Origin of the sequence: Pantoea sp. GCM10028869 (assembly GCF_042666835.1) — a bacterium.
Classification (GTDB): Bacteria; Pseudomonadota; Gammaproteobacteria; order Enterobacterales; family Enterobacteriaceae; genus Pantoea; species Pantoea leporis.
Map to the genome: position 1 here is coordinate 675321 of NZ_JBHTGO010000003.1, position 20463 is coordinate 695783.

The window sequence follows — 20463 nt, forward strand, 5'->3', positions numbered from 1 at the left end:
CCTACAATTTGTTTACATCATTTCCAGTAATGCTTGCAGTGGATGACGCATGCCATTGCCTTCTGCGCGTTTTACCTGGCTACGACACGAAAAACCGGTTGCCAGACAGCGCTGACGCGGCAGCTTTTGCAATTGCGGATGCCAGGACAGCTCATAAATCCCCAGCGAATTCTCCAGGTTTACGCTTTCATGGCCATAGGTTCCCGCCATTCCGCAGCAGCCCACATTGACGTTTTCAAGCTTCGCACCAAAGCGCGCAAAAATGCTCTGCCACTGATTCGGCGTGGACGGTAGCGCGGTCACTTCGGTGCAGTGCGCAAACAGATACCAGGCTTCGCCGCTGGCGGTTTGCTCCGCACGTGCCGACAAGGCGGTTTGCAGCCACTCATGCACCAGCTGCACGTTAAACTCGCCGCGCTGCTCGCCCAGCACCTGATGGTACTCATCGCGGTAACAGAGCACGGTCGCCGGATCGACACCGACCATCGGCATGCCCAGTTTTGCCACGCGATTGAGAAAATCAGCGGTTTTGCTGGCGGTGCGCGCAAAGCGCTGCAGGAAGCCTTTCACATGCTGCGCCTTGCCATTCGGTGAGAACGGCAGCAGCACCGGACGATAACCGAGTTTCTCAATCAGCTTGACGAAATCGGTGACCAGCTGTGCCTCGTAATAGCTGGTAAAGGGATCTTGTACCACCAGCACGCAGTTTTCGCGTTGCGCCGCATCCAGCGCTTCTAACTGCTCCAGCGTCAGGTTCATCGCTGGGTGGCCGCCTAACTGCTGCTTGAGGCTCGGCGATGACAGCAGCGGCAAATCCACCATGCCGATATGCTTTTTGCTCAGCTCGCGCATCCACGGCTGCTTGAGGAAAAAGTTGAACACCTTAGGCGCTTTGGCCATCAGCGGCGCGTAACTCTCCACGGTGGCTACCAGATGATCGCTCATCGGGCGCAGATAGCGGGTGTGATACAGCTGCAGGAAGCGTGAACGGAAGTTCGGCACATCGATCTTGATTGGGCACTGCGTCGAGCAGGCTTTACACGCCAGGCAGCCCGACATCGCCTCTTTCACTTCGTGCGAGAAGTCATATTCGCCCTGATTTGCGTGCCAGGTATTACGCGTGCGCTGAATCAGCGTACGCAAGCTGGCGCCCTGTTTCGGCAGCGCCTGCTCAAGTTGGGTAGGATCCACGCCCTGCTCGGAGAGCAAACGCAGCCATTCACGCGTGAGTGTGGCGCGCCCTTTCGGCGAGTGAATGCGGTTGCGGGTAATTTTCATCGACGGGCACATTGGGCTACGTGCATCGAAGTTGAAGCACAAACCGTTGCCATTACACTCCATCGCACCGCGCCACTCGTTGCGCACCGTAACCGGAATCTGCCGATCGTAGGTGCCGCGTTTCACCGCATCAACCTGCATCATCGGTTCATCACTGCCGAGCGGCGTACAGATTTTGCCGGGATTCATGCGGTTGTCAGGATCGAACGCGGCTTTGATGCGGCGCAGCTCATTGAATAACGTTTTGCCAAAGAATTCCGGGCTGTACTGCGCGCGAAAACCTTTGCCGTGCTCGCCCCACAATAAACCGCCGTAGCGCGCGGTCAGCGCCACCACTTCATCGGAGATCTGCTTCATCAGCAGCTCCTGCTGCGGATCGCACATATCCAGCGCCGGACGCACATGCAGCACGCCCGCATCCACGTGCCCAAACATGCCGTAGCTCAGGCCGTGGCTGTCAAGCAGCGCGCGAAAATCGACGATGTAATCCGCCAGCTGTTCTGGTGGCACCGCGGTATCTTCCACAAACGGAATCGGCTTGGCGCGCCCTTTGGCGTTCCCCAACAGGCCAACCGCTTTTTTGCGCATATTATAGATGCGCTCAATGCCGCCTAAATCGTCACACAGTTGATAGCCAATGACGCCGCCCATCTGCTGCTGCATCAGCTCATCCAAGCGCTGACATAGCGTGCTAATCTGCTGCTCAATCACTTCGCCATCATCACCGGCAAACTCCACGATGTTGAGCCCCAGCATCTCTGTATCCGGCACATCGGTAATCAATTCATTTACCGAATGCCAGACGATATCTTCTCGCGCCAGATTCAGGACTTTCGAGTCAACGGTTTCCACCGACAGCGCTTTGGCTTCCACCATTAAAGGGGCGTTACGCAGGGCCGAGTCGAACGAATCGTATTTGATGTTAACCAGACGGCGCACTTTAGGGATGGGCGTGATGTCGAGGCGCGCTTCGGTAATAAAGGCCAATGTGCCTTCCGCGCCGCACAGCAAACGCGTCAAATCAAACGTCTGCAAATCGTCGCTGAACACATGACGCAGATCGTATCCAGTCAGGAAGCGATTGAGCTTGGGGAATTTCTCCAGAATCAGATCGCGCTGTTCGCGGCAGCGACTCAACACCTGCTGGTAAATGCGCCCTTCCGCGGTCGGCGTGCTGGCCAGCTGTTCCGCCAGTTCAGTCGGCATGGCGCGCGTATCAAGGATATCGCCACCCAGCAGCACTGCACGCAGGCCTTCAACATGATCGGAGGTTTTGCCATACACCAGCGAACCCTGGCCTGAAGCATCGGTGTTGATCATGCCGCCGAGCGTGGCGCGGTTGCTGGTGGAGAGCTCCGGCGAGAAGAAGAAGCCATACGGCTTGAGCCACGCATTGAGCTGATCTTTCACCACGCCCGCTTCAACCCGCACCCAACCTTGCTCGGTGTTGATTTCCAGGATGCGGTTCATGTAGCGCGACATATCCACCACGATGCCCTGATTCAGCGACTGTCCGTTGGTGCCGGTGCCGCCACCGCGTGGCGTAAACACCAGGCTGGTAAAACGGGTTTCACCGGCAAGGCGCGCAATCAACGCCACATCCGCCGTCGAGCGCGGAAACAACGCCGCATCAGGCAGCAGCTGATAAATACTGTTGTCGGTGGCAAGCGAGAGGCGATCGGCATAGCTGGTGGCGGTATCGCCGGTAAAGCCTTGCTCTTTCAAGGACTGCAGGAATGTCAGCACCAGTTGAACGAGGCCCGGTGCCTGAGAAATCTGTGGGATCATTATTGAGTGACCGAGATGTTGTAAACGTTTGCGTCGTGATTTTTTTCAGCCCTTGGTTTTATCATACTTTTCTGCTGGCTGCTGTTTTTTCAGGAAAGCGCGCCGCCGTCGCTGCTTTTCCTGTTTAATTTTCAGGAAATAGATCATCATTAATCAGGGCTGTTCAGCCCCACTCTGAAGGATTCAATCGAGGTTAACCGTTGTGATGAAAGACCTGCAACGCGGTATGGATTTACCGCAAATGCTGTTTTCACTGATGTTCATTCTAATCATGATCATCGCCAGTCTGTGGGTGGTGCAGCCCTTTATTCTTGGCTTCGCCTGGGCCAGCATGGTGGTGATCGCCACCTGGCCGTTGATGATTCGTCTACAGCACATGTTGTGGGGACGCCGCTCGCTGGCGGTGATCGCCATGACCATTTTGCTATTACTGTTGTTTATTATTCCTATCGCCCTGCTGGTCAGCAGCCTGATTGATAACAGTGCGCCGGTGATCGCCTGGGCAACGCAGCGCCATCTGGTAATGCCTGACTTCGATTGGTTGCGACAGATTCCCTACGTCGGCAGGAAACTCTACTCGAGCTACCACAAATTAGTGGATGGCGGCGGCGCGGCGATGCTGAATCAGGTGCAGCCTTATATTGGTCGCACCACCGGCTTCTTTGTGGCGCAGGCCGGCCACTTCGGCCGCTTTATGATGCACCTCATCGTGATGCTGTTGTTCAGCGTGCTGCTCTACTGGCGCGGCGAGCAGGTGGGCCACGGCATTCGTCATTTTGCCTATCGCATGAGTGGACGCCGTGGCGATGCCGCAGTGCTGCTGGCCGGTCAGGCGATTCGTGCTGTGGCGCTAGGCGTGGTGGTCACCGCGCTGGTTCAGGGCGTGCTCGGCGGTATTGGTTTAGCCATTTCCGGCATTCCTTACGCCACGCTGTTAACCGTGTTGATGATTCTGACCTGCCTGGTGCAGCTCGGGCCGCTGGTAGTGTTAGTGCCAGCGATTATCTGGCTGTACTGGAGCGGCGATACCACGTGGGGCACGGTGCTGCTGGTGTGGAGTTGCGTGGTCGGCACGCTGGACAGCGTGTTGCGTCCGGTGTTGATTCGCATGGGTGCCGATCTACCGATGATCCTGATTCTTTCCGGCGTTATTGGCGGATTGATTGCTTTCGGTATGATTGGGCTGTTTATCGGTCCGGTGGTCCTGGCGGTTTCTTATCGTCTGGTTTCAGTGTGGATGCATGAAGCGCCCGAACCGGATGACGATGTGCAGACCGCCATCGAAGCGTTGGCCGATCACGAAGAAGAACTACATTAAGCGATCCCCGCCGGGTCGCCATTCATGGCGACCTCATTCACATTAACGCCCACTCAGCGAAGATGCACGATCTCTCAGTTTTACACTGGCCTTACTTTAACCCGCCTAATGCCCCAACATCGCCCCCGCGCATTTCTTACTGATAATAATTTTTTTCCTTAAGCGATTTTTAAGAAAAAACGCAGTTTTAGGCGCTTTAGGCGGAATTCTCTTACGGAATGATTATTTTTACAGCTGAATTGCCGCTTAGCAGGGAAGAAAAAGGCCACGAAAGGTTATCAGCTTTAAACTAATAAGAGGATTCTTAAAGACGCCAGCGAGCCTGATCAATAACATGTTTCCTATGTTTTGAATCAAGCTACTGATTTCTAAACAACCTTATTCCCCTGAGTAAAGTGAAGAATTGCTGTGTGTAGTCTTTGCCCATCCCCTGTGATGGGCTTTTTTTTGGCTTTTTTTCAGACAAAAAAACAAGGCCAGCAGCGCTGACCTTGATAATTACATTAATGACACGTCAAATTCTCATCTGATGCATCAAATTACCGCCTGGTTAATGTTTGGAAGCGTTCAGCTCTGCCAAACTCAACCAGGTTTCAACCACGGTATCCGGATTAAGCGACAGGCTATCAATGCCCTGCTCCATTAACCATGCCGCAAAGTCCTGATGATCCGACGGTCCCTGACCACAAATACCGACGTATTTGCCCTGTTTTTTCGCCGCTTTGATCGACATCGATAACAGCGCTTTCACGGCATCATTACGTTCATCAAACAGCGCGGACACCACGCCAGAGTCACGATCGAGGCCCAGAGCCAGCTGTGTCATGTCGTTAGAGCCGATGGAGAAGCCATCGAAGTGCTCGAGGAACTGCTCAGCCAGCAAGGCGTTGGACGGGATCTCACACATCATGATCACTTTCAGGCCATTCTCGCCGCGCTTCAGACCGTTTTTCGCCAGCTCGGCGACCACCGCTTCGGCTTGATCGACGGTACGCACGAACGGAATCATGATTTCAACGTTGGTCAGCCCCATTTCGTTACGCACGCGCTTCACCGCTTCGCACTCCAGCTTGAAGCAGTCGCGGAAGTTGTCAGCAACGTAGCGACCGGCGCCACGGAAACCGAGCATCGGGTTCTCTTCTTCCGGCTCATAACGCTCGCCACCCACCAGGTTGGCGTATTCGTTGGTTTTGAAATCGGAAAGACGAACAATCACCCGTTTCGGCGCAAATGCGGCACCCAGCGTCGCAATCCCTTCGGTTAGACGGCCGATGTAGAACTCAATCGGGTCATCAAAGCCTTTCATCATCTGACGAATCTGCTGCTGCAATTCCGGCGTTTGCTGATCAAACTCCAGCAACGCTTTGGGATGCACGCCAATCATACGGTTGATAATAAACTCAAGACGCGCCAGGCCAACACCTTCGTTCGGCAAGCAGGCGAAATCGAACGCACGATCCGGATTACCGATGTTCATCATGATCTTCAGCGGCAGTTCCGGCATGGTATCGACCTGCGAGCTGGTAACTTCGAAGTCCAGCAGTTGGTCATAGACATAACCGGTATCACCTTCGGCGCAGGAAACCGTGACTTTATGGCCATCTTTCAGGTGATCGGTGGCATCGCCACACCCCACTACCGCTGGAATGCCCAGCTCACGCGCGATGATCGCTGCGTGGCAAGTACGACCGCCGCGATTGGTGACGATGGCTGAGGCTTTCTTCATGATCGGTTCCCAATCGGGATCGGTCATGTCGGTTACCAGCACATCGCCTTTTTCAATGCGATGCATCTCGCTGATGTCGTGGATGACTTTGACTTCACCGGCGCCGATGCGATGACCAATGGCGCGGCCTTCGACCACCACGTTGCCTTTGCCCTGCAGCGTATAACGTTCCATCACCTGACCGTTGGAGCGCACCGTTTCCGGACGCGCCTGCACGATGAACAGTTTGCCGGTGTGGCCATCTTTCGCCCATTCAATGTCCATTGGGCGTTTGTAGTGCTGCTCAATCAGCACCGCCTGTCGCGCCAGCGCCTGCACTTCGTCATCGGTTAAGCTGAAGCGATCGCGCTGTTCCTGCTCGACATCTTCAATCCGCACCTGCTCGCCATGCTCCTGCGAATCCGCATACACCATGCGCAGCTTTTTTGAGCCCATGGTGCGGCGCACAATCGCCGGACGATTGGCGGCCAGCGTTGGTTTGTGCACGTAGAACTCGTCGGGGTTCACCGCGCCCTGCACCACCATTTCGCCCAAACCAAAGGCAGACGTGATAAACACCACCTGATCAAAGCCCGATTCGGTATCAATGGTAAACATCACGCCCGACGAAGCGAGGTCCGATCGCACCATGCGCTGAATACCGGCCGAGAGCGCCACGCCGCGATGGTCGTAGCCCTGATGCACACGGTAGGAGATGGCACGATCGTTAAATAAGGAGGCATAAACGTGCTTCACCGCGATGATGACCGCGTCATAACCCTGCACGTTAAGGAAAGTCTCCTGCTGGCCGGCAAACGAGGCGTCGGGCATATCCTCGGCGGTGGCTGACGAGCGCACCGCAAAGGAGGCGTCGGCATCATCAGCAGAGAGTTGTTCGTAGGCGCTACGAATTGCCGCTTCCAGTTCAGGCTGGAATGGCGTGTCGATCACCCATTGACGAATCTGTTTACCCGCTTGCGCGAGCTCAGCAACATCATCAACATCCGTTTTATCCAGCAAATCATAGATCCGCTGGTTCAGTCCGCTTTGATCGAGGAACAGATTAAACGCGTAAGATGTGGTCGCATAACCGTTTGGTACGGAAACACCCAGCGACGACAAATTCGTAATCATTTCTCCAAGGGAAGCATTCTTGCCTCCCACCCGATCAACATCATGCATGCCAAGCTGGTTGTACCAGAGCACTAGCGACTGTTGGTCTTGATTGGACATTGAGATTATCCTTTTAAATGATGTGAATACACATGGAACATTTTGCTATTCGCCAAACCAGCCTGGCACAACCGATTAATAAAGACTAAGTGTTGAATCGTTAAAGCAGGAAAAGAAAGACAAAATCGGATTAGTACTTAGAATTAATTGTGTTGCGCAACCGCCCTATTTCACGCTAATAGATTGCTGTAGCGATATTTTTCCCCTTTTCAGAGGGTTAGCGATAGATTTTTGTTGCGCAACGCCCTCACACTTTATTTCATGCGCGAAAAGGAAAATGCGCGAAAATAATGCTTTTCAAAACAGCATTTCATCTAATATTGATTATTCACTGATTCATCTTTGTGAGCGCAATAGCGGACAATATGGATATTTCATTTTATTATTATTTAAAATGAAATGTTGTCATCGATAATTTGGGCATTGCTACGCAAGAGGATATTTGCACTATGAACACTGAACGCAGCGTATTCTACATCTCTGATGGCACCGCCATTACCGCCGAAGTGCTGGGCCATGCGGTGTTGTCCCAGTTCCCGGTGATGACCCACACCGTGACGCTGCCATTTGTCGAGAATGTGCAACGCGCTCAGGCGGTTAAAGCGCAGATCAACGCGCTCTACCAGCAGAGCGGCGTGCGCCCGCTGGTGTTCTTCTCCATCGTCACACCCGACGTCCGTGAAATTATTCTCGAAAGCGAAGGCTTTTGTCAGGACATCGTGCAGGCGCTGGTAGCGCCGTTGCAGAGCGAGCTCGGCGTGGCGTCAATGCCGGTGGCGCACCGCACGCACGGTTTGACCGCCAGCAACCTCGGCAAATATGACGCGCGCATCGCCGCCATTGATTACACCCTTGCGCATGATGATGGCATTTCCCTGCGCGGCCTCGAAGATGCGCAGGTGATTCTGCTCGGCGTGTCTCGCTGCGGGAAGACGCCCACCAGCTTATATCTGGCAATGCAGTTTGGCGTGCGTGCCGCTAACTATCCGTTTATCGCCGATGATATGGATAACCTGAAACTGCCGCCGGCGCTGCGTGCACATCAGCATAAGTTGTTTGGTTTAACCATCGACCCGGAACGCCTGGCGGCGATTCGCCAGGAGCGCGCGGAAAATACCCGCTACGCTTCGTTGCGCCAGTGCCGTCTCGAAGTAGGCGAAGTGGAAGCGCTGTTCCGTACCAACCAGATTCGTTATCTCAACAGCACCAACTATTCGGTGGAAGAGATCGCCACCAAAATCCTCGATATCATGGGTCTGAGCCGCAGCATGTATTAGGTTTCTCTGCCGGTCGCCATAAATGGCGACCTCCCGCCACATACCGGGCCTGTATTGCAATCGTAAAGTCTGGCTTCCGTCTGGTTTTAAGACCTTTGTTTTTAGCAGGTTGAATTCGCAGGCTATTAGTTTATTGTGATCACCATCACTTCCCGGTATTTCACCGCTGCGAAGAACAAATTTTTGAGAATCTCAATGAACAAGACTGATGAACTGCGTACCGCGCGCATCGGTAGCCTACTGACTCCGGCTGCGCTCGCGCATGAACACCCTATTTCGGCAGAGATTGCCGCCAACGTCACCGCTTCCCGCCAGCGCATCGCACGCATTCTGACCGGTGAAGATCCGCGTCTGCTGGTGATTATTGGCCCTTGCTCGCTGCACGATCCTAAAGCGGCGATTGAGTATGCTGAACGTCTGAACGTGCTGCGTGAGCGCCATAAAGATCGTCTGGAAATCGTGATGCGTGCCTATTTCGAAAAACCGCGCACCGTGATTGGCTGGAAAGGCCTGATCTCCGATCCCGATCTGGATGGCAGCTACGATGTAAACCGCGGCATCGCCATTGCGCGCAAACTGCTGCTGGATATCAACGCGCTGGGCTTGCCAACCGCCACTGAATTCCTCGATATGGTGATCGGCCAGTTTATTGCCGACCTGATCAGCTGGGGCGCGATTGGCGCGCGTACCACCGAAAGCCAGATTCATCGTGAAATGGCGTCAGCGCTCTCCTGTCCGGTCGGTTTCAAAAACGGCACCGACGGCAACGTGCAAATTGCGGTCGATGCGATTCGCGCCGCGCGTGCCAGCCACATGTTCCTGTCACCGGATAAAAACGGTCAGATGACCATCTATCAAACCAGCGGTAATCCGCATGGTCACGTGATCCTGCGCGGCGGTCGACAGCCGAACTATCACGCCGAAGATGTGGCGGCGGCAGCGGCCAATCTGCGCGACTTCAATCTGCCGGAGCAATTGGTGATCGACTTCAGCCACGGCAACTGCCTGAAGCAGCACGGTCGCCAGCGTGACGTTGCCGATGATGTGGCGGCGCAAATCCGTGCCGGATCGCGCGCGGTTGCGGGCGTGATGATCGAGAGTTTCCTGCAGGAAGGGAATCAGAAAGTGGTGAGCGGTGCGGCGCTGACCTATGGTCAGTCAATCACCGATCCGTGCCTCGGCTGGGAAGACAGCGCCGAGGTGCTGGCAAAACTGGCTGCCGCGGTCGACAGCCGTTTTTAATGCTGATCTAGCTGGAACAGCTCACTTCCAGCGTTTTGCCCCACTCTGGTGGCCGTTGGCGCAACTCTGCGCTGACGGCTACATCGCTAAACGGTTGCTGTAACGCGCTATGCAGCTTCGCTAACGCCGTGGTCTCGCCGTTCTCGACCTCTTCAATCACCTGCTGTGCCAGATAGTTGCGTAACACCAGCGCCGGATTCGCCGCCTTCATCACCGCCTGACGCTGCGCATCGCTGGCGTGGTCTTGCAACAAACGCTGGCGATAATCGCTGTACCAGCGATCAAAGGCCTCACGATCAATAAACTCATCACGCAACGGCGAACGGCTTTCATCTTGCTGCGTGTTGCTCAGCATGCGGAAGGTCAGCGTGTAATCACTGTGTTCCGCCGTCATCATCGACAGCAAGCCGGTCAGAAGCGTGTTGTCATTGGCATCCGCCGTCAGCAATCCGAGTTTGGCACGCATTTTCTCCCCCCAAACGCGCATCAGCTCACCTTCATAATGACCCAGCGCCTGCTTAAGCTGCTCGGTGGTCATCAAGCCCGACAAGGCATGCGCCAGGCGATTAAGGTTCCACAAGCCAATCATCGGCTGATTTTCGAAAGCGTAGCGGCCCTGATAGTCACTGTGATTGCAGATGTAATCCGGCTGATAGTCGTCGAGGAAACCGTAAGGGCCGTAATCCAGCGTTAAGCCCAGAATCGACATGTTATCGGTGTTCATCACGCCGTGCGCAAAGCCAACGCTCTGCCAATGGGCGATCAGGCTGGCGGTGCGTTTAACGATATCGGTGAACCACAGCAGGTAACGACCCGCTTCATCCTTGAGCTGCGGCCAGTGATGGCGAATGGCGTAATCCGCCAGCTGGCGCACTTTGTCTTGTTCACCGCCGTAATAGAAATGCTCAAAATGACCGAAACGCAGATGGCTGTCGGCAATGCGCATCAGCATCGCACCGCGTTCCTGGGTTTCGCGTAGCACCGGCTCATCGCCAATGGCTAACGCCAGCGCGCGCGTGGTGGGAATGCCCAGATGGTGCAGCGCTTCAGACGCGAGGAATTCGCGTACGCTGGAGCGGATCACCGCGCGACCGTCGCCCATGCGCGAATAGGGCGTTAATCCGGCCCCTTTTAAGTGCCAGTCGAGCTTGCGACCGTTGGCCAGCTGCTGTTCACCCAGCAGAATGCCGCGCCCATCGCCCAGCTGTCCGGCCCAGACGCCAAACTGATGGCCACTATAAACCTGCGCCAGCGGCGACATGCCGGGCAGCATTTCGCGTCCTGACCACACGCCATGCCCGTTGCCGGCGAACAGCGCATCGTCTAAACCCATCTCTTGTGCCAGCGGGGCGTTGTGATAAAACAGCCGTCCACCCGCTAATGGCGTTGGGTCCAGCGCGGTGTAGAATCCGGGTAATTCTTGCTGCCAGCTATTGGTAAATTGCATCGACACTCCGGAAGGTGCGCTTAAATCAGGCACCCGCAATGAGTTATAAGATAACAGAGAGTGTAACGCCGACGCGGCGCGGAAGACAGGCGAAAGGGTTACTGCTGCGAAGGCGTGTGTAAATTCAGGTCGGAATAGATGAGATCGTTAAGACGTTCAGCTTTCACCACCGGGAACAGGCTGCCCTGTAGCTGCGCACCACTCAACGTAGTCATCTTTTCCATCATGTGGTTATCGTCAATACCACAAATAATGATCTGGTCCGCAAAATCGGAAAAATTATTGATAACTGTCTGAATAAAAGGCGTAAACGAGGCTCGCTTGGCCAGGTTGTGAATAAAGGCTTTATCCAGTTTTAACACGCTAAACAGATTATCGTACACCGCGGTTGCCGGTGCTTTTCCTGCGCCAAATTGTGAAAGCGATAAACGAAATTCACTTTGTAATGCTGCGAGCAATGGATGGGATTTACCCAAAGATAATTGCGGAAACGTTTCGCTGATATCTAAAACAATAAAAGGGATTTGTCGGAATTTCCTTAACAGAAGTTCACTGGCTAAAAGTGTATTGGCCATAGAATCATCAATACGTACCAACGCGGTAATTTGATTAATCTCAAAAAAGTCGCGGTACTTTTCCAGCAATGAAAGCTGGCTCTGCAGCAAACGTAATTGCTGCGCATCGTCCAATTGCGGCAACAGCAAATCCTGCGGCAGCGTAATAGGTGCGCTGTCGTGGACAAATTGCGTCACCAGCTCGACCGCAGTCAGCTGGCCCGCCAGAGAGTAAACTGGATAAAACCAGGTTTCCGACTGATAGTCGGCAGACAAATGGACTTTCATTTTTCAAGCCAGAAGCAATGGCAATTGGCGCATCGTATATCAACGAATTCTACCAGGCAATAGGACCAAACGTTTGAAGAGGTGCCGTTTTAGGTCTTATTACGCTGATTTAAGCCGCAAATAATACTTAAGCCAAATAAGCCGGGGTTAATGTCCATACCAATTAAATAAATTTAGCTTTATTATTAGTATTAAATCGATAACGGGTAAAGTGCCATTTTAAATGATAGTTAAATATCGGCAGAATTCAGATTTAATTCAGGGTGAAATACCCTTTCTTTTTTCGCGTCTTTATTAAGCGATAACAACGCTATTTAGATGCGACGCGCCTGCCAAAATACTTTACGCCAGTAAACATTATCCAGCGACGAGCGGATCACACCCTGGCTGGTCGAGGCGTGAATAAAGGTGTTGTCGGTATCGTAAATACCGACGTGCAAACCGTTTTCTCCACTGCCAGTTTTGAAAAACACCAGATCGCCAGGCAGTAGATCGCCTTTGTCGATGCGCGTACCAATGTCAGTTTGATCAATGGTCGAGCGTGGCAGCTGCATATCGAATTTATCGCGGAAGGTGAGATAGACGAAGCCGGAACAATCCACGCCACCGCGGCTTAATCCGCCATAGCGATACGGCGTTCCCCGCCAGCGGCTCAGCTGATCGTTGAGTTGGGCAATCACGGTGATAGAGTCAGACAAACGGCCATTCGGCGGCGGTGCATGATGGCTACAGCCCGCCAGCAACAGTGCCAAAATCAAAATTGTCAGCCGCATCCGCCTTTCCCTCTCTCCCTTGTCCGGCAGACACTGTAGCGGCAAAGCGCCACGGCACGCAATCCTCTGTCAGGGAATAAACAGCAGCGGGCCTTGTGCGGTATCAATTTGTTCAAACGGGGTTTGGTAAAGCGGCGCTAAATGCGCAGCGGTCAGCACCTCGCTGGCCCTGCCCTGACGGACAACCGCGCCTTGATGCATTAACCACACGCGATCGGCATGGCGCAGGCTGTGGTTGAGGTCGTGCCCGCTGGCAACAATCGCCAGACCGCTGTAACACAGTTCGGCCAGCAGCTTATCGACCGCACGTTGCTGCGCCACGTCGAGTGCACTCATCGGCTCATCCAGTAGCAGCAGTTTGCCGCGTGGATTGATCGCCGGATGAACCTGCAACACCACGGCAGCCAACCGCACGCGTTGCCATTCGCCACCAGAAAGCTGCGTAAGACTGCGCGTCAGTTTGTCCTGCAGCGCTAACTGCGCGAGCACCTCTTGTAAGACGCAGTCTGTTTCCGCCGTTTGTGTGGTGACATGCATGCGTAAGTAATGCCACACCGGCATTTGTCCCGGCGCCATCTGCTGTTGCGGCAGCCAGCCGCGCAGCGGGGCCAATGCCGCACCGTTTAACGTGGACAGCGGCGCGCCATCCAGCAGAATGCTGCCCTGACTCGGCAACAAACCGGACAGCGCGTTGAGCAAGGTACTTTTGCCAGCGCCGTTCGGCCCCACCAGATGCACTAACTCACCGGCGTTAACGCTAAGTTCAACGGGAGCCAGCCGCCCTGTGACGCTGACTCCCTGACACTGCAATAGCATTTATTCGGCCAGCGCCTGCTCTACACTTTTCAGGATGATGGGATCGTCTGGCGTCATATCCGGTGAGAAGCGCGCAATGACTTTGCCCTGCTTATTAATTAGGAATTTTTCGAAGTTCCACAGGATATCGCCTGGCGCTTTCGGCGCGCGCCCTTTGCTCTCCATGCGTTCGAGAAAACCGCTGCCTTCCGGGCGTTGCGCCACCGGCTGCGCCGCCGTCAGCTGCGCATAGAGAGGGTGACGATGCTCGCCGTTGACATCGGTTTTATCGAACATCGGGAAAGTGACGCCGTAAGTGGTGCTGCAAAAGGTTTTGATCTCTTCGTTACTGCCCGGCTCTTGCTCGAGGAACTGATTGCATGGGAAGCCAAGCACGCTGAACGGCTTATCCTGCCAGGCTTTCTGCAGCGATTCTAACTGCTCATACTGCGCCGTCAGGCCACATTTGGATGCCACATTGACTACCAGTAGCACCTTGCCCTCATAGGCCGCCAGCGTGGTTTTTTCACCGTCCAGCGTAACCAGTTCTGTCTGATAAATGCTCATCGTCGATTCCTGTTGTTGATAACACGTTGCCAGCCAAAGCTAGCGCGAAGACTTCACTAATAGCATGATAAACAGCGGCGCGCCGAGCGTGGCCGTTACCACGCCAATCGGCAGTTCGGCGGAGGTTAGCACCAGCCGCGCAATAATATCCGCGCCAAGCAGCACTGCGGCACCGGCTAACGCCGCCGCAGGCAACAAATAACGATGATCGCTAAAACCGCTGAGACGCAATAGATGCGGGATAACCAGACCAATAAAACCGATCGCACCCGCCATCGCTACGCTCACGCCCACCAGCCAGCCCATCGCCAGCACCAGCAGGTTGCGCCACAGCAGCAGCGGTAATCCGAGCTGACGTGCCGAGGTTTCGCCCAGCGCCAGCAAATTCAACGTGCGTGCGGTGGCGATCAGCAGCAGCGTTACCGGCAGCAGCGCCAACATCATCCAGCCATAGCGCCAGTCGATGCCGCTAAAGCCGCCCATCATCCAGTACATCAGCTGACGCAGATCGAGGCTGGTGCTAAAGTACACTGCCCACGTCATGATGGCGCTACAGATAATGCCAAGCGCTACGCCGGTCAGCAGTAAGCGGCTCACTGAGAGTTGTTTGTGAGCGAAGTGCAGCAGCATCAGCGTGATCAGCAGCGCACCGGCCATGGCCGCCAGCGCTAAGCTCCATAGCGAACCGTTACCGAGCATCACGCCTAATACCAGACCAATCCCCGCCCCATTAGACACGCCAAGTAAGCCGGGTTCCGCCAGCGGATTGTTGAACAGCGCCTGCATTACCACGCCGCACACCGCCAGCGCCGCACCCACCAGCAGCACCGCCAGCGTGCGCGGCATGCGCAGCTGCCAGACGAACAGATCGCCTTCCGCCGAAAACCAATGTGTGGGGGAGATCCAGCTGTCGCCGGCACACAGGCTAAGCCCGATGAGCAGTAATAGCAGCGCAATGAGTGCGATGAGCCAGCGCTGGCTGCGGCGATTTGCCTGGGAAGCAAGCTGATCCAGCAGAGTCATAGATAAGATTGGCTGAGAAAACAGAGATTTGATTGTAGTGGGATTACAGCAAAAAGAAAGCGGCGCTGTGGAGGCGCCGCTGGAGAAGCCTTACTGATGCGGAGGGAGCGGCTGACCGTGATTATCACGCTTCTGCTGATTGTCACGCTGGTCGTGATGCTGCGGTTGCGGCTGACGTTTGTCGTCGCGGTGCGGTCCATTACCCGGATGCTGCGCCTGCCAGCCGTTACCGTTCCAATAACCGTGCGGACCTTTGGTGCCAATGCGCTGGTTGTGGTGCTGTTTCCACCACGTTGGCGCGCGCCAGTCGTAGCCATCCCAATAGTAGCCACGTTTATCCTGATCGCCGATATGCACCGAAACGCCCGGCGTGTTGATGCTGACGGAAACATTGGCGCTAGCCAGCAGCGGCATGCCTAACAAGACACTTAATAAAATTGCTGTCTTTTTCATTATTCGAACCTTTTGCTCTGTGATGGCGCTTTTATAACAAAAGTGTTGATGCCGTCACTATCGGTGAGGGCCGATTTTCGCCCTATTTTCCGGATACTTACTAAATCCTTACATCGTGAATAAATCGTGAGGAGCGGCCAGATTTAAGACAAAAAAAAGGCCGCTAAGCGGCCTTTTTGTCGTACTGAAATTAGTCAGCATCCTTGGGTGTCGCGTTCTCGACGCGACTTTTCAACTTCTGTCCCGGACGGAATGTCACCACTCGGCGCGCGGTGATAGGAATATCTTCCCCCGTCTTCGGGTTACGGCCCGGACGCTGGTTTTTGTCACGCAGATCAAAATTACCAAATCCGGACAGTTTTACCTGTTCTCCGTTTTCCAACGCGCGGCGAACCTCTTCAAAAAAAAGTTCTACCAACTCTTTGGCATCGCGTTTGCTCAACCCGAGTTTTTCAAACAGGTACTCTGACATTTCAGCTTTTGTAAGCGCCATAGGTTCAATCCCTCAAGGTTGCCTGGAATCGCTCTTTTAATGCCGCAACGCATTTGGCAACGGTCGCGGCAATCTCCTCTTCTTCGAGTGTCCGGCTGGTATCCTGCAAAATCAGGCTAATCGCTAGGCTCTTTTCACCTTCGTTTACGCCCTTACCACGGTACACGTCAAACAAGTTTACGCCAACTACCTGATTTACGCCAACTTTCTTACACTCCGCAATGATATCTGCTGCAGGCACATTTTCAGCCACCACAACGGCGATATCACGACGGTTTGCCGGGAAGCGAGAAATCTCGCGCGCATCAGGCAGGACGCGGTCTGCGACCTTATTCCAAAGCAGTTCAAACACTAAGGTGCGACCATTCAGATCCAGCTTACGTTCCAGCTCTGGATGAACCACCCCGATAAATCCGATTCGTTCGCCGCGTAAATAAATTGCGGCGCTTTGTCCTGGATGCAGCGCCGGATTGGCTTCCGCACGGAAGGAAATCTCATCAAGTTTACCGGTCAAATCCAGCAGCGATTCTAAATCGCCTTTCAAATCATAGAAGTCAACCGTCTGACGCGCCAGATCCCAATGCTCTTCATAGCGATTGCCGCTTAAAACGCCGGCCAGCATAAGATCCTGGCGGATACCCAGATCGGCCTGTGTATCAGGAACAAAGCGTAAACCGCTTTCAAACAGGCGTACGCGGCCCTGCTGACGGTTTTGGTTATACACCACCGCGCCCAGCAAACCGGTCCACAGCGACAGGCGCATTGCCGACATATCGCTGGAGATTGGGCTGGGCAGGATCAGCGCCTCTTCGCCCGGATGCAGCAACTGCTGCAGTTTGGGATCAACGAAGCTGTAGGTAATCGCTTCCTGATAACCTTTATCTACCAACAGATTTTTCGCACGCTTCAGCGACAGGTCGGCTTCACGATGCTGCGTCATGATCAGGCTGGCTTTCACCGGCACATCAGGGATGTTGTTGTAGCCGTAAACGCGCGCCACTTCTTCGACCAGATCTTCTTCGATAGCCATATCGAAACGCCAGCTTGGCGCAACGGCTTGCCACTCACCTGCACTCACTTTCACTTCGCAACCCAAACGCGTCAGGATGTCAGTAACCTGTTCGTCAGCAATCACATGGCCAATCAGGCGATCGAGCTTTTCACGGCGCAGCGTGATGGTGGCGCGTGGCGGCAGCGCGCTCGCGTCAGTTTGGTCGATGACCGGGCCCGCTTCGCCGCCACAGATGTCGAGCAACAGTTGCGTCGCGCGTTCAATCGCTTTGTGCTGCAACGCTGGATCGACGCCACGCTCGTAACGATGTGACGCGTCGGTATGCAGGCCCTGACGGCGAGCGCGGCCGGTGATCGCCAGCGGATCAAAGTAGGCGCATTCGAACAGCACATTTTGCGTCTCTTCATTGACACCGGAATGCTCGCCACCAAAGATGCCGCCCATCGCCAGCGCTTTGTGGTGATCGGTAATCACCAGCGTGTCGCTGCTGAGTTTAGCTTCGGTACCATCCAGCAGCGTCAGCACTTCGCCCTCTTCTGCCATACGCACCACGATGCCGCCGTCGATGCGGTCGAGATCGAAGGCATGCATCGGCTGACCAAGCTCCAGCAGTACAAAGTTGGTGATATCGACCACCGGATCGATTGAGCGAATACCGCAACGACGCAGCTTCTCACGCATCCACAATGGCGTATCGGCTTTGACGTTGACACCTTTCACCACGCGGCCAAGGTAGCGCGGGCAAGCGGCGGTGGCATCAACGCGAATCGGGAAGGTATCGTTGATGGTGGCTTTTACCGGCTCAATTGCGGGAGCCGTCAGCGGCAAACCGTTCAAAACTGCTACATCACGCGCAATCCCGATGATGCCCAGGCAATCGGCGCGGTTTGGCGTGACGCTGATTTCAATGGTGTTGTCATCCAGCTGCAGATAGCTGCGGATGTCGGTGCCAATTGGCGCATCGGCTGGCAGCTCAATGATGCCATTGTGATCGTCGGAAATACCCAGCTCAGAGAAGGAGCACAGCATGCCTTCAGACGGCTCGCCACGCAGTTTTGCTGCTTTGATTTTGAAATCGCCCGGCAGCACAGCGCCAACGGTCGCCACCGCCACTTTCAGGCCCTGACGGCAGTTTGGCGCGCCGCAGACGATATCCAACAGGCGATCGCCACCGACGTTGATTTTGGTGACGCGCAGTTTGTCGGCGTTCGGATGCTGGCCGCACTCAACCACTTCACCCACCACGACACCGTGGAACGCACCGGCAACCGGATCCACGCCGTCCACTTCAAGGCCGGCCATGGTGATTTGCTCAGACAGCGCAGCGCTGTCCAGGGCTGGATTTACCCATTCGCGTAACCAGAGTTCACTGAATTTCATTGGATAACCTGCCCTTATTTAAATTGTTTGAGGAAACGTAAATCATTTTCGAAGAAGGCGCGCAGATCGGTCACACCGTAGCGCAGCATGGTGAGACGCTCCATGCCCATGCCAAACGCAAAACCCGAATAAATTTCCGGATCGATGCCAACATTGCGCAATACGTTCGGGTGCACCATGCCGCAACCCAGCACTTCCAACCACTTGCCGTTTTTACCCATCACGTCCACTTCTGCGGACGGTTCGGTGAACGGGAAGTAAGAAGGACGGAAGCGAATTTGCAGATTCTCTTCGAAGAAGTTGTTGAGGAAATCGTGCAGTGTGCCTTTCAGGTTGGTAAAGCTGATGTCTTTATCGACAATCAAACCTTCCATCTGGTGGAACATTGGCGTGTGCGTCTGATCGTAATCGTTACGATAAACACGGCCTGGCGCGATGATGCGGATTGGCGGCTGCTGGTTTTTCATGGTACGGATCTGCACGCCTGAAGTTTGGGTGCGCAGCAGACGCGTGGCATCAAACCAGAAAGTGTCGTGATCGGCACGCGCCGGGTGATGGCCGGGAATGTTGAGCGCATCAAAATTGTGGTAGTCGTCTTCGATTTCCGGACCTGTTACCACCGCGAAACCCAGTTCGCCGAAGAAGGTTTCGATACGATCGATAGTGCGGGTCACCGGATGCAAGCCGCCATTCTCAACGCGGCGGCCAGGCAGCGACACGTCGATGGTTTCCGCAGCCAGACGCGCATTCAGCTCCGCACTTTCCAGCGTCTCTTTGCGCGCGGTAAGGCGGTCCTGCACTTGCTGTTTGGCCTCGTTGATGACCGCACCCGCAGCCGGGCGCTCTTCTGCCGGCAGTTCACGCAGGGTGGTCATTTGCAGCGTCAGATGCCCTTTCTTACCCAGAAATTCGACGCGCACGGCGTCCAGAGCAGCGATATCCGCCGCCTCGTCGATGGCGGCCGTGGCACGAGCCACCAGGTCTGCGAGTTGGGACATGATTTCCTCTTCTTCCAGCCGGGCTGGTCAGTTCTCATTGGGATCAGATGATCCGATTAAGTGTCGCCAGAAACAAAAAAGCCTCCACGAGGGAGGCTTTCAGCGCGATTTTTCGTTTCTTTTCTTATGCGCAAAAGCCCCTGATGTTCAGGCGCTAAAGTAAAAAAAGAAACGGAAAATAGCAGCATTCATGCTTGCGTTACCTTGTCATATTTAGAAACCGCACTATTGAAATGCGCAGCGGCCAAAATGTCAATCTTTTGCGTGAGTTGCGGGTAATAAAAAAGGGAGCAAGCTCCCTTTTTCAACTGACTTACGCCAGAGCTGATTTTGCTTTTTCAACAAGTGCAGTAAATGTCACTTTGTCGAATACAGCGATGTCAGCCAGAATCTTACGGTCGATTTCAATAGAGGCTTTTTTCAGGCCATTGATGAAACGGCTGTAAGAGATACCGTTCTGACGAGCCGCAGCGTTGATACGCGCGATCCACAGTTGACGGAACTGACGCTTACGTTGACGACGGTCACGGTAAGCATACTGACCAGCTTTGATAACAGCCTGGAAGGCAACGCGGTATACACGTGAACGTGCACCATAGTAGCCTTTAGCTTGTTTTAAGATTTTCTTGTGACGTGCGCGAGCAATTACACCACGTTTAACGCGAGCCATGTGAGCTCTCCTATATCATATTCTGTGATTTCCCTTCATCTTTCGTGCCGCAGCGGCGTTGGCTGTCTTCATTCATCCCAGTCACTTACTGATGTAAGTTAAGGGATTCATTCAGTTGCCGCCTTGCTGCAACCCGAAATCTTTCGGGGAATTAAACTAAAAAAAATTT

At 54.4% G+C, this 20463-nt stretch carries 17 protein-coding genes, 1 other RNA gene and 1 other annotated feature; of the genes, 4 read left to right on the top strand and 14 right to left on the bottom strand.

Features of this window, described 5'->3' with window-relative positions; translation table 11 throughout:
- Positions 1 to 12: 12 nt before the first annotated feature.
- Positions 13 to 3066 (bottom strand): FAD-binding and (Fe-S)-binding domain-containing protein, encoded by a 3054-nt coding sequence (locus tag ACFQW4_RS10985; protein WP_377725293.1) that lies wholly within the window; start codon positions 3064 to 3066, stop codon positions 13 to 15.
- 205 nt (positions 3067 to 3271) lie between these two features.
- Between ACFQW4_RS10985 and ydiK the strand changes: the two genes are divergently transcribed.
- Both ydiK and rprA read left to right on the top strand, forming a co-directional pair.
- Positions 3272 to 4384: an AI-2E family transporter YdiK gene (gene ydiK / locus ACFQW4_RS10990; protein WP_101764562.1), complete on the top strand. Its 1113-nt coding sequence runs from the start codon at positions 3272 to 3274 to the stop codon at positions 4382 to 4384.
- A 343-nt stretch (positions 4385 to 4727) separates the two neighbouring features.
- Positions 4728 to 4835, top strand: an RNA gene (rprA, locus tag ACFQW4_RS10995) — antisense sRNA RprA.
- 99 nt (positions 4836 to 4934) lie between these two features.
- Here rprA and ppsA read toward each other — a convergent pair.
- The gene (gene ppsA / locus ACFQW4_RS11000) at positions 4935 to 7322 is read right to left on the bottom strand and encodes a phosphoenolpyruvate synthase (protein WP_377725295.1); all 2388 of its coding nucleotides are present in this window, start codon (positions 7320 to 7322) and stop codon (positions 4935 to 4937) included.
- Positions 7323 to 7771: 449 nt separating this feature from the next.
- Here ppsA and ACFQW4_RS11005 point away from each other — a divergent pair, with 449 nt between their 5' ends.
- A complete protein-coding gene (locus ACFQW4_RS11005; RefSeq protein WP_222181894.1) occupies positions 7772 to 8599 on the top strand; it encodes a pyruvate, water dikinase regulatory protein in 828 nt (275 codons plus the stop codon).
- A gap of 195 nt (positions 8600 to 8794) precedes the next feature.
- A complete protein-coding gene (locus tag ACFQW4_RS11010) occupies positions 8795 to 9841 on the top strand; it encodes a 3-deoxy-7-phosphoheptulonate synthase (RefSeq protein WP_137385667.1) in 1047 nt (348 codons plus the stop codon).
- 7 nt (positions 9842 to 9848) lie between these two features.
- On the opposite strand, the gene ACFQW4_RS11015 is transcribed toward ACFQW4_RS11010, so the two are convergent.
- The 12 genes from ACFQW4_RS11015 to rplT all read right to left on the bottom strand — a co-directional run bounded on the left by ACFQW4_RS11015 (position 9849) and on the right by rplT (position 20294).
- Positions 9849 to 11288 carry a YdiU family protein gene (locus tag ACFQW4_RS11015; RefSeq protein WP_377725298.1) on the bottom strand — a complete coding sequence of 480 codons (1440 nt, stop codon included), beginning with the start codon at positions 11286 to 11288 and terminating at the stop codon, positions 9849 to 9851.
- Between the two features lie 98 nt (positions 11289 to 11386).
- A complete protein-coding gene (locus ACFQW4_RS11020) occupies positions 11387 to 12130 on the bottom strand; it encodes an EAL domain-containing protein (protein WP_377725300.1) in 744 nt (247 codons plus the stop codon).
- Positions 12131 to 12444: 314 nt separating this feature from the next.
- On the bottom strand, positions 12445 to 12903 hold the full coding sequence (locus ACFQW4_RS11025) for an NlpC/P60 family protein (RefSeq protein ID WP_101764568.1): 459 nt from the start codon (positions 12901 to 12903) through the stop codon (positions 12445 to 12447).
- Between the two features lie 69 nt (positions 12904 to 12972).
- A complete protein-coding gene (gene btuD, locus ACFQW4_RS11030) occupies positions 12973 to 13719 on the bottom strand; it encodes a vitamin B12 ABC transporter ATP-binding protein BtuD (RefSeq protein WP_377725303.1) in 747 nt (248 codons plus the stop codon).
- Positions 13720 to 14265, bottom strand: coding sequence for a glutathione peroxidase (locus tag ACFQW4_RS11035; RefSeq protein ID WP_110866017.1), 546 nt, complete (start codon positions 14263 to 14265; stop codon positions 13720 to 13722).
- Between the two features lie 39 nt (positions 14266 to 14304).
- Complete coding sequence (gene btuC / locus ACFQW4_RS11040; RefSeq protein ID WP_377725305.1) at positions 14305 to 15288, bottom strand: vitamin B12 ABC transporter permease BtuC; 984 nt, start codon at positions 15286 to 15288, stop codon at positions 14305 to 14307.
- A 90-nt stretch (positions 15289 to 15378) separates the two neighbouring features.
- Positions 15379 to 15741 carry a DUF2502 domain-containing protein gene (locus tag ACFQW4_RS11045; protein ID WP_350261845.1) on the bottom strand — a complete coding sequence of 121 codons (363 nt, stop codon included), beginning with the start codon at positions 15739 to 15741 and terminating at the stop codon, positions 15379 to 15381.
- 190 nt (positions 15742 to 15931) lie between these two features.
- Entirely contained in the window at positions 15932 to 16234 is a 303-nt protein-coding gene (ihfA, locus tag ACFQW4_RS11050) for an integration host factor subunit alpha (protein WP_007892687.1), read from the bottom strand.
- Positions 16235 to 16238: 4 nt separating this feature from the next.
- A complete protein-coding gene (gene pheT / locus ACFQW4_RS11055; protein WP_377725308.1) occupies positions 16239 to 18626 on the bottom strand; it encodes a phenylalanine--tRNA ligase subunit beta in 2388 nt (795 codons plus the stop codon).
- Between the two features lie 14 nt (positions 18627 to 18640).
- The gene (gene pheS / locus ACFQW4_RS11060; RefSeq protein ID WP_101764574.1) at positions 18641 to 19624 is read right to left on the bottom strand and encodes a phenylalanine--tRNA ligase subunit alpha; all 984 of its coding nucleotides are present in this window, start codon (positions 19622 to 19624) and stop codon (positions 18641 to 18643) included.
- A 71-nt stretch (positions 19625 to 19695) separates the two neighbouring features.
- Positions 19696 to 19821: a sequence feature (Phe leader region), on the bottom strand.
- Positions 19772 to 19816 carry a pheST operon leader peptide PheM gene (pheM, locus tag ACFQW4_RS11065; RefSeq protein WP_106120997.1) on the bottom strand — a complete coding sequence of 15 codons (45 nt, stop codon included), beginning with the start codon at positions 19814 to 19816 and terminating at the stop codon, positions 19772 to 19774. Its footprint overlaps the feature before it by 45 nt.
- A 116-nt stretch (positions 19822 to 19937) precedes the next feature.
- The gene (rplT, locus tag ACFQW4_RS11070; protein ID WP_007892678.1) at positions 19938 to 20294 is read right to left on the bottom strand and encodes a 50S ribosomal protein L20; all 357 of its coding nucleotides are present in this window, start codon (positions 20292 to 20294) and stop codon (positions 19938 to 19940) included.
- Positions 20295 to 20463 lie beyond the last annotated feature (169 nt).

Bases quoted from the DNA above. Each gene is read 5' to 3' on its own strand.
- ppsA (WP_377725295.1), bottom strand. From the start codon at position 7,322: ATGTCCAATCAAGACCAACAGTCGCTAGTGCTCTGGTACAACCAGCTT.
- pheT (WP_377725308.1), bottom strand. From the start codon at position 18,626: ATGAAATTCAGTGAACTCTGGTTACGCGAATGGGTAAATCCAGCCCTG.
- ydiK (WP_101764562.1), top strand. From the start codon at position 3,272: ATGAAAGACCTGCAACGCGGTATGGATTTACCGCAAATGCTGTTTTCA.
- btuD (WP_377725303.1), bottom strand. From the start codon at position 13,719: ATGCTATTGCAGTGTCAGGGAGTCAGCGTCACAGGGCGGCTGGCTCCC.
- rplT (WP_007892678.1), bottom strand. From the start codon at position 20,294: ATGGCTCGCGTTAAACGTGGTGTAATTGCTCGCGCACGTCACAAGAAA.
- ACFQW4_RS10985 (WP_377725293.1), bottom strand. From the start codon at position 3,066: ATGATCCCACAGATTTCTCAGGCACCGGGCCTCGTTCAACTGGTGCTG.
- ACFQW4_RS11045 (WP_350261845.1), bottom strand. From the start codon at position 15,741: ATGAAAAAGACAGCAATTTTATTAAGTGTCTTGTTAGGCATGCCGCTG.
- ACFQW4_RS11025 (WP_101764568.1), bottom strand. From the start codon at position 12,903: ATGCGGCTGACAATTTTGATTTTGGCACTGTTGCTGGCGGGCTGTAGC.
- ACFQW4_RS11035 (WP_110866017.1), bottom strand. From the start codon at position 14,265: ATGAGCATTTATCAGACAGAACTGGTTACGCTGGACGGTGAAAAAACC.
- btuC (WP_377725305.1), bottom strand. From the start codon at position 15,288: ATGACTCTGCTGGATCAGCTTGCTTCCCAGGCAAATCGCCGCAGCCAG.
- pheS (WP_101764574.1), bottom strand. From the start codon at position 19,624: ATGTCCCAACTCGCAGACCTGGTGGCTCGTGCCACGGCCGCCATCGAC.
- ACFQW4_RS11020 (WP_377725300.1), bottom strand. From the start codon at position 12,130: ATGAAAGTCCATTTGTCTGCCGACTATCAGTCGGAAACCTGGTTTTAT.
- ACFQW4_RS11005 (WP_222181894.1), top strand. From the start codon at position 7,772: ATGAACACTGAACGCAGCGTATTCTACATCTCTGATGGCACCGCCATT.
- ACFQW4_RS11010 (WP_137385667.1), top strand. From the start codon at position 8,795: ATGAACAAGACTGATGAACTGCGTACCGCGCGCATCGGTAGCCTACTG.
- ihfA (WP_007892687.1), bottom strand. From the start codon at position 16,234: ATGGCGCTTACAAAAGCTGAAATGTCAGAGTACCTGTTTGAAAAACTC.
- ACFQW4_RS11015 (WP_377725298.1), bottom strand. From the start codon at position 11,288: ATGCAATTTACCAATAGCTGGCAGCAAGAATTACCCGGATTCTACACC.